The organism is Citrobacter sp. Cpo147, from assembly GCF_030332405.1.
GTDB classification, from domain to species: Bacteria; Pseudomonadota; Gammaproteobacteria; order Enterobacterales; family Enterobacteriaceae; genus Citrobacter; species Citrobacter portucalensis.
The window spans coordinates 220,986-236,251 of the sequence record NZ_JAOWHX010000034.1; the positions used below are offsets into that span (position 1 = coordinate 220,986).

The window sequence follows — 15,266 nt, forward strand, 5'->3', positions numbered from 1 at the left end:
GATTGTAAAGATGACTAAAATATGACGCCGAGTGGTAAATGCAGCATTGTTTAGCAAAACGAACGGTGGTGGGAACGGTTATTTTCCCCCACAAGATTACGCGGAAAGGGTATCTTGCGGGGCTGACCTGGACTATCCTTGTCAACGTCAGGCACGCGGGTGTCGTTGTGCGCATTTTTGGGTGAAAGGAGTATTAAAATGGCGACAGGTAAGTCCTGCTCTCGCTGGTTTGCGCCTGTTTTGGCGCTCTTAATGGTAGTTGGCCTGAGTGGGTGTTTTGATAAAGAAGGCGATCAACGCAAAGCGTTTATCGATTTTCTGCAGAATACTGCAATGCGTAGCGGAGAGCGTTTACCAACGCTGACCGCCGATCAGAAAAAACAGTTTGGCCCGTTTGTGTCCGATTACGCGATTCTGTATGGCTATTCGCAGCAGGTTAATCAGGCGATGGACTCCGGTCTGCGCCCGGTGGTTGATAGCGTAAATGCGATTCGTGTTCCTCAGGATTATGTGACTCAGCGTGAACCGCTGCGTCAGGCAAATGGTGCGCTAGGTGTATTAGGGCAACAGTTGCAGAATGCGAAACTACAGGCAGATGCTGCGCATGGCGCGCTGAAGCAGGGCGAAGATCTGAAGCCGGTCTTTGATCAGGTGTACAACAAAGTTGTTACTGCACCAGCAGAGGCCTTACAGCCGCTGATCCCTGCCGCGCAAATTTTCACGCAGCAGTTGGTGCAGGTTGGTGATTTTGTGGCGCAGCAGGATACGCAGGTGAGCTTTGTCGCCAACGGTATCCAGTTCCCAACGTCACAGCAGGCAAGTCAGTACAATACGCTGATTGGCCCGTTGGCTGCTCAGCATCAGGCATTTAATCAGGCCTGGACTGCTGCGGTGAATGCCGCTCAGTAATTAAGATACGGTAATACATGAAAGGCCGGGTGAGCGTAAGCGCACCCGGCCTTTTGTTTATGATGCGACCTGCGGGTTTACGCAGTTCTTCTCAACGCGTCCTTGCAGCGCATCGATTAAGTTATCCACCGCACAGGCCGCCATGTTGTAGCGCGTTTCGTGCGTGGCTGAACCAATGTGCGGTACGGCCACCACGTTGGGCAGTGACAGCAGCGGTGAGTCTACCGGTAATGGCTCTTGCTCAAATACATCCAGGCCAGCGGCATGAATTTCGCCTTTTTGCAGGGCGGCAATCAACGCTTTTTCATCGACCACCGGGCCACGTCCGGCGTTAATGAAAATGGCGGAAGATTTCATTTTGGCAAACTGCTCGGTGCTGAACAGATGATGCGTTTCGTCGGTTAACGGCAGGATCAGGCAGACAAAATCAGACTCCTGCAACAGCGTATCGAGGTCGCAGTAACGTGCATTGAAGCGCTCTTCTGCTTCCTGATGATGACGGCGCGCATTATAGAGAATCGGCATGCTAAAGCCGAAATGCGCACGTTGTGCCAGCGCCAGCCCAATGCGGCCCATACCGACAATCCCCAGCGTTTTGTGGTGTACATCGGTACCAAACCAGTCCGGTCCGATACTTTTGGTCCATTCGCCGACCTTTACCCGTTCGGCAACTTCCACTACGCGGCGAGCGGTGCTTAACACCAGCGCCATTACCGTATCGGCGACGGTTTCCGTCAGCACGGTTGGCGTGTGCATCAACAGCACCTTACGCGCGTTGAGGGCATCGACGTCGAAGTTGTCATAGCCTACGGAAATCGTGGATGTCGCACGCAGCCTGGGCATTTTCTCCAGCAGAGCGGTATTGACGGCTTCACTGGAGCCCAGCAGACCTTCTGCATTGGCAAAAGCGTCGGCGTGCTGTGCGACCGTTTCCGGGCGCAGGTTAGGCACCTGAGTCACAGTAAAATGCTCTTCCAGGCGATGCAGTAAATCGTCAGGTAACGCTTTATAGAGAATAATGGACGGCTTCATGCGAATCTCCGTAAGTTAAATTTAAGCGTGGCGTGCGCCAACCGGAATTTGGGAATTATTAGCAGGCTTAACAATTAAAGTTAGCCACACTGAGACAAAAAGCGCTACCCCCATAAAAATGTACGAGGCGGACGGGCTGCCGGTAGCGCCATTGAGGTAGCCGACAAACCATGAACCAAAGAATGAACCTAGCGCGCCCATGCTGTTGATCAGCGCCATTGCCCCACCGGCGACGTTGCGCGGCAGCATTTCCGGGATGATGGCGAAGAAGGGACCATAGGGGGCATACATTGCCGCGCCTGCAATAACTAACAGCGTGTAAGAAATCCAGAAGTGGTCTGCGCCTACGGCCCAGGAGCCGATAAACGCGAAAGCGGCTATTAATAACAGTGGCCAGACAAACAGCTTACGGTTTTGTAGCTTATCGGATGCCCAGGAGACGAGGATCATCGCCGCCGTTGCCGCCAGATACGGTACGGATGACAGCCAACCAACTTCCACCATCCCCAGGTTTGCGCCGCCGTTGCGGATAATCGACGGCAGCCACAGGACAAAACCATAGACGCCAATACTCCAGGCGAAATACTGCATACACAGCAGGATGACGTTACGTGAGCGGAAAGCCTCGCTATAGTTACGTACGGCTTTGATGCCTTGCTGCTCTTTTTCCAGTTGTGCCTGAAGAGCGGCTTTTTCAGATTCTGACAGCCAACCGACCTGAGACGGTTTGTCTTTTACCAGCACCCACCAACAGAACGCCCAGATGATGGCCGGGAAGCCCTCAATGATGAACATTTCCCGCCAGCCCAGCGCCTGAATCAGGTAACCGGAAACCACGGACATCCACAGGACGGTGACCGGATTACCGAGGATCAGGAAAGTGTTTGCGCGCGAGCGTTCAGATTTCGTAAACCAGTTGCTGATGTAAATCAGCATTGCCGGCATCACGGCGGCTTCAACGACGCCAAGAATAAAGCGGATGGCGGCAAGCATTGGAATATTGCTGACCATGCCGGTTAACGACGCGCATGCGCCCCAGAGGATCAGACAGACAAAAATCAGTTTTCGTACGCTGCGGCGTTCAGCGTAAATTGCGCCCGGGATCTGAAAGAAGAAATAGCCGAGGAAAAACAGCGCGCCCAGCAGGGAAGAAATTCCCTTGGTAATGCCGAGGTCCTCGTTGATACCGGCGGCGGAGGCGAAGCTGAAGTTCGCGCGGTCAAGGTACGCCAGGCTATACGTGATAAACACGATTGGCATGATGTACCACCAGCGTTTTGCTGCATTAGTTGAGCTATTCATAGACTGCCCTCTGGTTATGCTGATACGCCGCCTCTGTATGTAGGGTACAGAGTTGGCCGGGAGTTTATTCCCCTAATTGTTCACGTGTGGGTAATCCTTCGCTGTCGCCCTGAACCTGAATGGCCAGTGCGCCAATTTTATTGCCGCGGGTCACCGCCTGATGCAGCGAGCAGCCTTCCAGCAGGGCGCTAATAACGCCTACGGCAAAGCCATCTCCTGCGCCGACCGTATCGACCACATTGTCGACTTTTACCGGTGCCACGCAGCCTTGTTCGCCGCTGGCGGTTTTGTACCAGGCGCCATCAGCCCCGGTTTTCACGATCACGGCCTTCACGCCATGGCGCAGATAAAAGTCGGCGATGGCTTCAGGCGTTTGCTGACCGGTTAAAATCATGCCCTCTTTTAACCCTGGTAAAACCCAGTCAGCCTGAAATGCCAGGCGGTTCAGCTTTTCCACCATTTCGGCTTCGCTTTTCCACAATACCGGGCGCAAGTTCGGGTCGAACGAGATGGTCTTCCCCTGGGCCTTCATGGTGCGGGCGGTATGCGCCAGTAGTTCATAAGAGCTGGCAGAAAGCGCTGCCGCTACGCCACTCAGGTGCAGGTGGCGCGCGCTGGCGAAATAGTCCTCGTGATAATCTTCAATGCTGAGGTGGCTGGCAGCGGAACCTTTACGGAAATATTCCACAATGGGATCGGTTCCATTTTCAACCTTAGATTTAAGCTGAAAGCCGGTAGCGTAACGCCCGTCCTGGGTGACTCCCTGCGCATCAATCCCTTCTTTTTCCAGCGACTTAACGATAAAACGGCCAAAGCTGTCGTTGCCAACGCGGCTCACCCAACCGACCTTCAGGCCCAGACGAGCAAGACCGGTCGCTACGTTAAGCTCAGCGCCTGCAACGCGCTTGATAAACTGCTCCACATCCGCCAGTTCGCCGGTTTGCGTGGCGACAAACATCGCCATCGCTTCACCAATAGTGACCACATCCAGTGAATTTTTCATGCGTTACTCCTCGCGTAACAGCTCGACGTAGCGGCGGGTAACCGCCGCCAAATCCTGCCCTTCCAGGGGGAACTCAATGCCGCGCGGGACATCGTTGGGCAGCGTTTTTAGCAGCGCCAGCCAGCGCGGATCGGCTGCATCAGGTGGTACGGCGCGGTAGCTGTCGTGATATGCAACTGCGGCTTTGACATGGATATAGCCAACGGTTGACGCCAGGTTTTGTGCTGCTTCTTCCGGGGAGTCGCCCACCCACAGCCAGTTGCCCATATCGAAGGTCAGAGATATCGGCAGGTTTTGCGCCTGACAGGCTTCGTTAAAGCGCTGCATTGGCTGCAGGCGTCCGCAGTCGGTCTGATCGTTCTCGACAACCAGCTCCATTCCGCTGTTGTCCAGCCATTGGCGTAGAACGTCGAACTGTTCGGTATGGGAAAAATGGCCGAGGGAGACTTTTAACCACAGTGCCTGCAAGGCCTGCGCTTCCTCAAGTAGTTCTGGAAGACGGGGGTTGAGGTTACCATCCTCAAGGAACAACGGTTCAGGCGCTGAGTAACAGGCCAGCAGGCCGAAGATTTCGATCGCAGAAGCCATCGTTGACAGTGTCTTCAGCTCGGCGTCGGTTAATAGCTCGCGGCGGATTTCGACGCCGTCAGCACCGGCTTCAGCGATGATGGGCAGCATTGCCGTTTGCCCGCCTGCGGCCCGTACCTGGTCGTGGCCGTAAGCGGCGGTGACCACCATAATTTTTCTTTTCATGGAAACTCCAAACTAGCGTTCTTGTTATAACGCTAGATGGAACCGGTTCCAAAGAAAAGCCCATGATGTCGAATTTATGATCACCATCACGAAGGTAATTTAACGGGCGGTAGAGCCTCGCACGATCAGCTCGCCGGAGAAGACCTGTTCCTGAATGGCAGCGGAGCCGCCATCAATCCGGCGCACAACCTGCTCAACGGCGGTGTAACCAATCTGCCAGGTGGGTTGTTTCAACGTGGTAATACCAACGCCCGCCAGCTCTGCCCACTCCAGTTCGTCAAAGCCGAGTAAGCCAATGTCGCTCCCCCAGTTGAGGCCAATGCGTTTCAGGGCGCGGGCTACTTGTAGCGTGAGGGCACCGTTGGCAGAGATAACGGCTTTGCGCATGCCACGATGCTGCTGGTGAAACTGGCGCAGGGTGTCGTCCAGTTGCGTATTGTCCGTGAGCGGGACTTCGGCATTTTGCGCGATAACACCGGGGTATTGCGCGAGCGTGGTGCGAAAAGCGCTCAGGCGTTCGCGGCGGGTATTCACCATGCCGAGTGGTTCGCTGAGGAACAGGATGGCTTCAAAACCTTGTTCGACCAGATGTTCGGTGGCAACCGTTGCCGACTGGGTGTTATCCAGCCCGACCATATCACAGGCGAAATCGGGAATTTTACGGTCAATCAGTACCATCGGCAGCGCAGACTGTTGCAGGCGGTTCAGCCCCTCTTCGCGCATCCCGACGGCGTTGACCACAATCCCTTCGACCTGGTAGCTGCGCAGCAGGTCGAGATAATGCAGTTCCTGATCCACTTCGTTGTTGGTGTTACACACCAGCGGAGTAAAGCCTTTATCGCGGCAGGCGGCTTCAATACCACTTAGCACGTTGACGGAGTAGGGATTAGTAATATCGGCGATGATCAGGCCAATCAGGCGGGTACGACCGTGTTTCAGGCCTCTTGCCATCAGGCTGGGACGGTAGTCGAGATCGGCAATGGCTTGTTCAATGCGGGCCAGCAGCGCGTCGGAAAGCAGGTGCTTTTCACCGTTGAGATAACGTGAAATGCTGGTCTTGCCGGTTTTTGCAGCTTTCGCCACATCGCTGATGGTTGCCCGTGTTGATTTGCTCATCGCTGATTTCCCTGAATTTGGTGACAACACCTTAACGCGAAAATCAACGATGGCAAGTGCTTCATGCCGGATGGACGCGGACTGTCTCCATCCGGCACAAAACGTTACTGGATCGGGCTTAAGGTAATTTCTACGCGGCGGTTTTGCGCTTTACCTTCCGCTGTGCTGTTGCTGGCGATTGGATTTGCTGGGCCCATACCCTGAGTGCGGATGCGGTTAGCTGCGACCCCTTGAGTGATCAAGGCGCTGGCAACGGAGTCTGCGCGCTGCTGCGACAGACGCATATTCAGATCCTGGCTACCGGTGCTGTCGGTGAAGCCCAGCACGTTGACGGCGGTTTTATTGTACTCTTTCAGTACCATCGCCACGCCGGTCAGGGTGTTAGCACCCGCAGGCTTCAGGTTGGCACTGCTGCTGTCGAAGGTGACGTTGTTTGGCATGTTCAGAATGATGTTATCGCCACTGCGCGTCACGCTGACGCCCGTTCCCTGCATTTTTTCGCGCAGTTTCGCTTCCTGCACGTCCATGTAATAGCCGATACCACCGCCAACGGCCGCGCCAGCCGCTGCGCCAATCAGTGCGCCTTTGCCGCGATCTTTCTTCGAAGAAGAGAGTGCGCCAATGCCCGCGCCGACCAGAGAGCCAATACCTGCGCCAATGCCGGATTTACCCGCTTCGCGTTCGCCGGTGTAAGGGTTTGTTGTGCAGCCAGAAACCGCCAGGGCGCCGCTCACGATGGCAGCAATAACAAATACACGTTTCTTCATCTTAATTCCTTAATGACTTTTTCTTCTTTGCCACAGCGACCGTGGCGGTTGATTATGACGTGTGAACATGAAGAAAATTCCAGGGAAGACTCTGAAATTTGTAAGTAACATTGAACGGCATAATAAATAAGCCGTCACATCGCATTCAGGAGCGCCATCTTGGCTAATTCACCCGCACATTACTCGGTGTTAACCGCCGCCCACTGGGGACCAATCCTCGTCGACACTGATGGTGAGACGGTTTTCTCCTCGCGTGGCGCGCTGCCCACCGCTCATCCCAACTCTTTGCAAACCGTGGTGCGCGACCAGGTTCACAGTAAAACGCGGGTACGTTTTCCGATGGTGCGTAAAGGGTTTCTCGCCTCGCCGGAGAACCCACAGGGCGTACGTGGGCAGGATGAGTTTGTTCGCGTCAGTTGGGACGACGCGCTGAATCTTATCCATACGCAGCATAAACGCATCCGTGACAGCTACGGCCCGGCCTCAATTTTTGCCGGTTCGTACGGCTGGCGTTCCAACGGCGTGTTACACAAAGCGGCGACCCTGTTACAGCGTTATATGGCGCTGGCGGGCGGTTATACCGGGCATCTGGGGGATTACTCGACGGGGGCTGCGCAGGCGATCATGCCGTACGTGGTGGGCGGGAACGAAGTTTACCAGCAGCAAACCAGCTGGCCGGTGGTGCTGGAGCACAGCGAAGTGGTGGTGTTGTGGAGCGCCAATCCGCTCAACACTCTCAAGATTGCCTGGAACGCGTCCGATGAGCAGGGCCTCGCGTACTTTGAGGCATTGCGCGACAGCGGTAAACGTTTGATCTGTATCGATCCGATGCGATCGGAAAGCGTCGATTTCTTTGGCGATAAGATGGAATGGATTGCCCCGCATATGGGGACCGACGTAGCGCTGATGCTGGGCATCGCGCATACGCTGGTGGAAAACGGCTGGCATGACGAGGACTTTCTCGCCCGGTGTACCACCGGATATGACCGTTTTGCCGACTACCTGCTGGGTAAATCTGATGATGTTGCAAAAACGGCAGAATGGGCGGCAGGTATTTGTGGCATTCCGGCGGCGAAGATACGCGAACTTGCGGCGATATTTCACCAAAATACCACCATGCTGATGGCCGGATGGGGAATGCAGCGCCAGCAGTATGGCGAGCAGAAACACTGGATGATTGTCACCCTGGCCGCCATGCTCGGACAAATCGGGACGCCAGGCGGCGGTTTTGGGCTGTCGTACCATTTTGCCAACGGCGGCAACCCAACGCGCCGGGCTGCGGTACTGGCTTCAATGCAGGGCAGCGTTAAAGGCGGCACCGACGCGGTAGATAAAATTCCGGTGGCACGAATTGTTGAAGCGCTGGAGAACCCCGGTGGTTTTTACCAGCACAACGGCATGGACCGTCATTTCCCGGACATTCGCATGTTGTGGTGGGCGGGTGGCGCTAACTTCACCCATCATCAGGACACTAACCGTTTAATTCGCGCCTGGCAAAAACCGGAGCTGGTGGTCATCTCGGAGTGTTTCTGGACCGCAGCAGCAAAGCATGCCGATATCGTGCTGCCAGCAACCACCTCCTTTGAGCGTAATGATTTGACCATGACCGGCGATTACAGCAACCAGCACCTGGTGCCGATGAAGCAGGTCGTACCGCCGCAGGACGAAGCGCGAAATGATTTTGATGTCTTTGCCGAGCTGAGTGAGCGCTGGGAAAAAGGCGGATATGAACGGTTCACCGAAGGTAAAAGCGAACTGGCGTGGCTGGAGACTTTTTACAATATTGCCGGGCAACGTGGGGCCAGTCAGCAGGTGACATTGCCGCCTTTCGCCGAGTTTTGGCAGCGCAACGCCCTGATCGAAATGCCGGAAAACGCCGCCAGCGCACAGTTTATCCGTTTTGCGGATTTTCGCCGCGACCCGCAGGCGCATCCGCTGAAAACGGACAGCGGAAAAATTGAAATCTACTCCGCGAGGATTGCAGGTTACGGTTACGCGGACTGCGGGGGGCACCCGATGTGGCTGGAGCCGGATGAGTGGTTCGGTAACGCCGAACCGGACCAGCTACAGCTGCTTTCCGCCCATCCGGCGCACCGTTTGCATAGTCAGCTTAACTACAGTGCGCTACGTGAGCAGTACGCGGTAGCGGATCGTGAGCCGATAACGATTCATCCGCAGGACGCCCACGCGCGCGGCATTGCGGATGGCGATACGGTCAGGGTGTGGAACCAGCGCGGGCAAGTTCTGGCAGGCGCGGTGGTGACGGCGGGTATTAAACCCGGCGTCATCTGTATTCATGAAGGCGCGTGGCCTGATTTGGATCTCGCAGTGAACGGTATTTGTAAAAATGGCGCCGTCAACGTGCTGACCAAAGATCTCCCCAGCTCGAAGTTGGGGAATGGCTGCGCGGGCAATACTGCGCTGGCGTGGCTTGAAAAATATAGCGGACCAATGTTGGCGCTTACGGCGTTTGATCCGCCTGCCAGCCCATAATCCACGTGGGGTGGTGAGTCTCTTCCTGCCATGCGCCGTCTTCAATGCGAAAACCCAGCGCATGGTAGAAGTTCACCGCTGATTGATTCTTCTGGTAGACCTCAAGGCTGAGTATCGAAAAGCGCTGCTGGACATGCTGCACCAGCGCTTTGCCGATCCCACTTCTGATGGCGGCAGGTGCGACAAACAGCGCGCCGAGAAAGCGATCATCAATCACGCTGGCAAAGCCTTTGAGCTCGCCTTCTTCTTCCCAAACCCAGGTTTGCGCGGCTGGCAGATAAACATCCCGCACCACGGATTCACTTTCGCGCCAGTAGCGCTCTTCGATAAACGGATGGGCATGGATTGTGCTTTCCATCCACAGCGCCAGAATTGACGGCAGATCTTCAGCCTTGGATTCACGAATCATGTTGTTCTCCCGGATAACAGATGCAGCTGGTGACATGGTCGTTGACCAGGCCGCACGCCTGCATAAAGGAGTAACAAATGGTGGTACCGACAAACTTAAATCCGCGTTTTTTTAACGCTTTAGACAGCGCGTCTGACGCAGGCGTGGAGGTGGGAATATCACTCAGGTTGGCGGCGCGAGTCACTTGCGGTTGGTTATCAACAAATGACCAGACGAATTCGCTAAACGACTCTCCGTTTTGCGCCATCGTCAGAAAAGCGCGAGCGTTGCCGATAATGGCCTGAATTTTTCCGCGATGACGAATAATGCCGGCATCCAGTACCAGCCTTTCCACATCCTCTTCGGTCATGGCCGCCACTTTTTCCGGATCAAAATGGTGGAAAGCGTGGCGATAATTTTCCCGTTTCTTGAGTACGGTAATCCACGATAACCCGGCCTGCTGACCTTCCAGGCAGATCATTTCGAACAGTTTATTACCATCAGTTTCGGGGACGCCCCATTCCTTGTCGTGGTAGGCAATGTAAAGTGGATCCTGGCTGACCCATCCGCAACGCTGCATATTCTTCCTCGCTGTTTTTACTGGCGTAAAAATTTCATTCGGCCCGCCTTGACGCGCCAGCTAAAAAGACAATATTTAATACAGGGCCTGATGGGCCCGATATCCTTCACACAATGACAATAATATCGCCGAATTCGGCTCTTTTCTGGAGTCGCGTTGATGATTATAAGAAACAGTAGTGGTCGCCAAAGGTTAACTCTGGCGAGCGTCGTAGTTTGTGCGCTGTCCATCAATACAGCATATGGCTGGCAACAAGAATATATCGTTGATGCTATGTCAGGGCATACGGCTGAACGTTATACATGGGACAGCGATCACCAACCACGTTATAACGACATTCTGGAAGAACGTATTCGTTCCACTCAGAACGTGGCGGGTCCCGTGGTGAATCTTGCAGATGAGACGCCTATGGATGCGACCAGCGGCATGAGTATGGGCTGGAACTTCCCGCTGTCCAGGCAGGTAACGACCGGTCCGGTTGCCGCACTGCATTATGACGGTTCAACCACATCTACTTACAACGAATTTGGCGACAGCGCGACTTCGGTAACGCAGAACGATCCGCTGTGGCATGCCAGCGTGAGCTCGTTGGGCTGGCGAGTCAATTCGCAGTTCGGTGATGTGCGACCGTGGGCGCAAATCAGCTATAACCAGCAGTTTGGCGAGAATATCTGGAAGGCGCAGTCGGGTCTCAGCCGCATGTCAGCAGCGGGTCAGGACGGTAACTGGGTGGATGTCACCGTCGGTGCGGATATGCTGTTGAACCCGCACATGGCGGCTTACGCAGCGCTTTCGCAGGCTGAAAACAGCACCAACAACAGCGACTATATGTACACCATGGGAGTGAGCGCCAAATTTTAACGTAAGTAATCAGCACATAAACATCTTGATTACATGTTGAGATCAACAATCACACGCACTCCAGCGATAGCGTGTACTAACTCATGCGATAAAATTCAGTAACCCGACTTTTTGTCTCGTCATTCATTCCACATTCCAGGCATTTCATTCCGTCCTGGCGGCATTTCATGCCGTTTTCTCCTGCTCATAAAAGCGCTTCGGTATGGTTGTTGGCAGAGAATTTCCCATTTTGTTTATGCAGGAAGACTGCCATGAAAACTTCTGATTATCAGCGTACCCGCTGGCTGACACTGATCGGCACCATCATTACTCAATTTGCTTTAGGTTCTGTTTATACCTGGAGCCTGTTTAACGGTGCGCTCTCTTCTAAGCTTGATGCGCCAGTGAGTCAGGTTGCCTTTTCCTTTGGCCTGCTGAGCCTCGGGCTGGCAATTTCTTCTTCCGTCGCCGGGAAACTGCAGGAACGTTTTGGCGTGAAATGCGTCACCATGGCCTCCGGTATTTTACTGGGTGTCGGCTTCTTCTTAACCGCCCACTCTGACAGCCTGATTATGCTGTGGCTGAGCGCCGGTGTATTGGTCGGTCTGGCGGATGGAGCAGGCTACCTGTTAACACTTTCCAACTGTGTAAAATGGTTCCCTGAGCGTAAAGGGCTGATTTCCGCCTTTGCCATCGGTTCTTACGGTCTTGGCAGCCTCGGTTTTAAATTCATCGACAGCCAACTGTTGAGCACTGTGGGTCTGGAAAAAACCTTCATGATTTGGGGCGCGATTGTGCTGGTGATGATCGTATTTGGCTCCACGCTGATGAAAGACGCGCCGAATCAGGAAGTGAAAACGAAAAATGGCGTGGTTGAGAATGACTACACCCTGGCGCAGTCCATGCGTAAACCGCAGTACTGGATGCTGGCAGTGATGTTCCTGACGGCGTGTATGAGTGGGCTGTATGTGATTGGCGTGGCGAAAGATATTGCACAAAGCCTGGCGCATATGGATGTGGCAACGGCGGCAAATGCGGTTACCGTCATTTCTATAGCTAACCTGTCCGGTCGTCTGGTTCTGGGGATTCTGTCCGACAAAATCTCTCGTATTCGCGTTATCACCATTGGGCAGGTCGTTTCGCTGGTCGGTATGGCGGCACTGCTGTTCGCCCCGCTGAATGATGTGACCTTCTTTGCGGCGATTGCCTGTGTAGCATTTAACTTTGGCGGTACCATCACCGTGTTCCCGTCACTGGTGAGCGAGTTCTTCGGTTTGAACAACCTGGCTAAAAACTACGGTGTCATTTACTTAGGTTTCGGTATCGGCAGCATTTGTGGTTCCATTATCGCCTCGCTGTTCGGCGGTTTCTATGTGACCTTCTGCGTTATCTTTGCGCTGTTAATCATCTCACTGGCACTCTCCACCACCATCCGCCAGCCACAGCGTAGCGTATATACCGAGGCGCACGCCTAAACCTATTAGTAGTCTGATTAATACCTGGCGCATATATTTACAAAAATATATGCGCCATTTGCATTCTCCATAAGCACTTTTTCACCCTCCTGTGGTCTACTTACCCGCGCCCGTAGACATTTCACCTCTGCTGTTGTCGCATTTTCCCCTGCCTGGTCTGTTTGACTACTGCACAGGGTGTTTTTATCCCGATTCCCAGGGTTTGTTTGCATGAGATACATTAAGTCGATGACGCAGCAGAAACTCAGTTTCCTGCTGGCAATCTATATCGGTTTGTTTATGAACTGTGCTGTATTTTTCCGGCGCTTTAGCGGATATGCACACGAGTTTACCGTCTGGAAAGGACTCTCTGCGGTTGTTGAATTAGCCGGCACTGTGCTGGTGACCTTCTTTTTACTACGGCTTCTCTCTTTATTTGGTCGGCGCGCCTGGCGTGTCCTGACAACCTTAGTGGTGCTGTGTTCTGCCGGTGCCAGCTATTACATGACCTTCCTGAATGTGGTAATTGGTTACGGTATTATTGCCTCCGTAATGACCACGGATATTGATTTATCGAAAGAAGTTGTTGGCTGGCATTTTGTCGTGTGGCTGGTTTCGGTCAGCATTTTACCGTTGGTTCTGATTTGGAGTAATCGCTGCCGCTATACCCTGATGAAACAGATCCGTACACCTGGCATGAGATGGCGTAGCGTGGCGGTGGTATTGTTGGCTGGCTTGATGGTATGGGCGCCGATTCGCCTGCTGAGCATGCAACAGAGAAGCGTTGAGCGAGCAACGGGAATCGATTTACCCAGCTATGGCGGGGTAGTGGCGAATTCCTATCTGCCGTCAAACTGGCTCTCCGCGCTGGGTCTGTACGCCTGGGCACAGGTGGATGAATCCTCAGACAACAAATCGTTGATGAACCCGGCGAAGAAGTTTACCTATGTTGCCCCCAAAAACCTCGACGACACCTATGTGGTCTTTATTATCGGCGAAACGACCCGCTGGGATCATATGGGGATTTTTGGCTATGAGCGTAATACCACGCCAAGGCTCGCCCAGGAGAAAAATCTGGCCGCCTTCCGTGGATATTCCTGTGATACGGCAACAAAACTATCGCTGCGTTGTATGTTCGTGCGTGAGGGTGGGGCAGAAGAAAACCCGCAGCGTACTCTGAAAGAACAAAACGTCTTCTCCGTGCTCGGCCAGTTAGGGTTCAAGACCGATCTTTACGCGATGCAAAGCGAGATGTGGTTCTACAGTAACACCATGGCGGAGAACATCGCCTATCGTGAGCAGATTGGCGCAGAGCCGCGCAACCGTGGCAAGAACGTTGACGATATGCTGTTGATTACCGAGATGCAGCAGTCTCTACAAAATAATGAAGATGGTGGCAAGCATCTGATTATTCTGCATACTAAGGGCTCGCATTTTAACTACACCCAGCGCTACACCCGCGAATATGCGCAGTGGAAGCCGGAATGTGTCAATGTTGATAGTGGCTGCTCGAAGGCCCAGATGATCAACTCATTCGATAACTCGGTAACCTATGTTGATCACTTTATTACCAAAGTGTTTGATCAACTACGCGATAAGAAAGCGATCGTGTTCTACGCCGCCGATCACGGTGAGTCGATTAACGAGCGCGAGCACCTGCACGGTACGCCGCGTAAAATGGCGCCACCTGAGCAGTTCCGCGTTCCTATGATGGTGTGGATGTCTGACAAGTATCTGGAAGACCCCGACCATGCGAAGGCGTTTGAACACCTTAAGCAAGAAGCTGATATGAAGGTGCCGCGTCGTCATGTTGAACTGTACGACACCATTTTGGGTTGCCTCGGTTATACCTCGCCAAATGGTGGTATTAACGAGAATAACAACTGGTGCCGTATCCCGGACGCGAATAAGGCTACAGCCCAGTAACTGAGCTGCTGACTTTCTCACCGATCAAATGGCATTTTGATACTAAGGGATTGACGGGCGCGCAGCTGAGCAGTAAGATGCGCCCCGCATTCGGTGATTGGCGCAGCCTGGTAGCGCACTTCGTTCGGGACGAAGGGGTCGGAGGTTCGAATCCTCTATCACCGACCAAATTTAAAAAGCCCGCTCTTTGAGCGGGCTTTTTGCTTTCCGGAATCCACGAGGATGAGAACCTCCGGGGGCAAGAGGTTCGACTCGAGCGTAGCGAGAGAACGTTGCGTCAGCAACGGCCCGCAGGGCGAGCCACGTAGTGGCGAGTAATCCTCTATCACCGACCAAATTAAAAAAGCCCGCTCTCTGAGCGGGCTTTTTGCATTTGTGGCTTTTGTAGGCCTGATAAGCGAAGCGCCATCAGGCAAAACATCACGCTATAACAGACATTGCCGGATGCGGCGCAAGCGCCTTATCCGGCCTACAGGCGAAGCGCCATCAGGCAAAACATCACGCTATAACAGACACTGCCGGATGGCGGCGCAAGCGCTTTATCCGGCCTACAGGCAAAGCGCTGGCAGGGCGTATTTTTTGTTTTTCCGACCCCATGTTTGACCTTCATTTTATCTGCAAAAATTGTGCACCACTTCCCACTGACTGTTAACGATTCTGTGACATATTCCATTGCCTTTTTTTATATTTGCTTGAAACTTTT

General features: G+C 53.7%; 13 protein-coding genes, 1 tRNA gene and 1 other RNA gene. 7 read left to right on the top strand and 8 right to left on the bottom strand.

Annotation, left to right across the window (positions count from 1 at the left end):
• The first annotated feature begins 198 nt into the window (after window positions 1-198).
• Window positions 199-909, top strand: coding sequence for a DUF3053 domain-containing protein (locus OGY06_RS16415; protein WP_003827386.1), 711 nt, complete (start codon window positions 199-201; stop codon window positions 907-909).
• A gap of 57 nt (window positions 910-966) precedes the next feature.
• On the opposite strand, the gene ghrB is transcribed toward OGY06_RS16415, so the two are convergent.
• The 6 genes from ghrB to OGY06_RS16445 all read right to left on the bottom strand — a co-directional run bounded on the left by ghrB (window position 967) and on the right by OGY06_RS16445 (window position 6,882).
• Window positions 967-1,941 (bottom strand): glyoxylate/hydroxypyruvate reductase GhrB, encoded by a 975-nt coding sequence (ghrB, locus tag OGY06_RS16420; RefSeq protein ID WP_063941887.1) that lies wholly within the window; start codon window positions 1,939-1,941, stop codon window positions 967-969.
• A gap of 21 nt (window positions 1,942-1,962) precedes the next feature.
• The gene (locus tag OGY06_RS16425) at window positions 1,963-3,243 is read right to left on the bottom strand and encodes an MFS transporter (protein ID WP_048215328.1); all 1,281 of its coding nucleotides are present in this window, start codon (window positions 3,241-3,243) and stop codon (window positions 1,963-1,965) included.
• A 64-nt stretch (window positions 3,244-3,307) separates the two neighbouring features.
• Window positions 3,308-4,246, bottom strand: coding sequence for a sugar kinase (locus OGY06_RS16430; protein WP_218667100.1), 939 nt, complete (start codon window positions 4,244-4,246; stop codon window positions 3,308-3,310).
• 3 nt (window positions 4,247-4,249) lie between these two features.
• Window positions 4,250-4,999 carry a sugar phosphate isomerase/epimerase family protein gene (locus OGY06_RS16435; protein ID WP_286605716.1) on the bottom strand — a complete coding sequence of 250 codons (750 nt, stop codon included), beginning with the start codon at window positions 4,997-4,999 and terminating at the stop codon, window positions 4,250-4,252.
• A gap of 99 nt (window positions 5,000-5,098) precedes the next feature.
• Window positions 5,099-6,115, bottom strand: a complete 1,017-nt coding sequence (locus OGY06_RS16440) for a LacI family DNA-binding transcriptional regulator (protein ID WP_197385438.1) — start codon at window positions 6,113-6,115, stop codon at window positions 5,099-5,101.
• A 104-nt stretch (window positions 6,116-6,219) separates the two neighbouring features.
• Window positions 6,220-6,882 (bottom strand): OmpA family lipoprotein, encoded by a 663-nt coding sequence (locus tag OGY06_RS16445; RefSeq protein ID WP_003827397.1) that lies wholly within the window; start codon window positions 6,880-6,882, stop codon window positions 6,220-6,222.
• Between the two features lie 159 nt (window positions 6,883-7,041).
• Between OGY06_RS16445 and OGY06_RS16450 the strand changes: the two genes are divergently transcribed.
• On the top strand, window positions 7,042-9,375 hold the full coding sequence (locus tag OGY06_RS16450; RefSeq protein ID WP_286605717.1) for a molybdopterin guanine dinucleotide-containing S/N-oxide reductase: 2,334 nt from the start codon (window positions 7,042-7,044) through the stop codon (window positions 9,373-9,375).
• On the opposite strand, the gene OGY06_RS16455 is transcribed toward OGY06_RS16450, so the two are convergent.
• Complete coding sequence (locus OGY06_RS16455) at window positions 9,344-9,784, bottom strand: N-acetyltransferase (RefSeq protein ID WP_003827401.1); 441 nt, start codon at window positions 9,782-9,784, stop codon at window positions 9,344-9,346. The two genes, OGY06_RS16450 and OGY06_RS16455, sit on opposite strands and share 32 nt — an antisense overlap.
• Window positions 9,774-10,343 carry a DNA-3-methyladenine glycosylase I gene (gene tag, locus OGY06_RS16460; protein ID WP_003827403.1) on the bottom strand — a complete coding sequence of 190 codons (570 nt, stop codon included), beginning with the start codon at window positions 10,341-10,343 and terminating at the stop codon, window positions 9,774-9,776. Before tag ends, OGY06_RS16455 begins: the two co-directional genes overlap by 11 nt.
• Before the next feature lie 159 nt (window positions 10,344-10,502).
• On the opposite strand from tag, the gene OGY06_RS16465 reads away from it, so the two are divergent.
• From OGY06_RS16465 to OGY06_RS16485, 5 genes are all read left to right on the top strand, one after another.
• Window positions 10,503-11,204: an autotransporter outer membrane beta-barrel domain-containing protein gene (locus tag OGY06_RS16465; protein WP_003827405.1), complete on the top strand. Its 702-nt coding sequence runs from the start codon at window positions 10,503-10,505 to the stop codon at window positions 11,202-11,204.
• A 251-nt stretch (window positions 11,205-11,455) separates the two neighbouring features.
• The gene (locus OGY06_RS16470; protein WP_193134831.1) at window positions 11,456-12,658 is read left to right on the top strand and encodes an L-lactate MFS transporter; all 1,203 of its coding nucleotides are present in this window, start codon (window positions 11,456-11,458) and stop codon (window positions 12,656-12,658) included.
• A gap of 210 nt (window positions 12,659-12,868) precedes the next feature.
• Complete coding sequence (gene eptB, locus OGY06_RS16475) at window positions 12,869-14,563, top strand: kdo(2)-lipid A phosphoethanolamine 7''-transferase (RefSeq protein WP_200922933.1); 1,695 nt, start codon at window positions 12,869-12,871, stop codon at window positions 14,561-14,563.
• A gap of 91 nt (window positions 14,564-14,654) precedes the next feature.
• Window positions 14,655-14,731 (top strand) — tRNA-Pro (locus OGY06_RS16480).
• Window positions 14,732-14,765: 34 nt separating this feature from the next.
• A non-coding RNA gene (locus OGY06_RS16485) (RtT sRNA) lies at window positions 14,766-14,898 on the top strand.
• The last annotated feature ends 368 nt before the right edge of the window (window positions 14,899-15,266 follow it).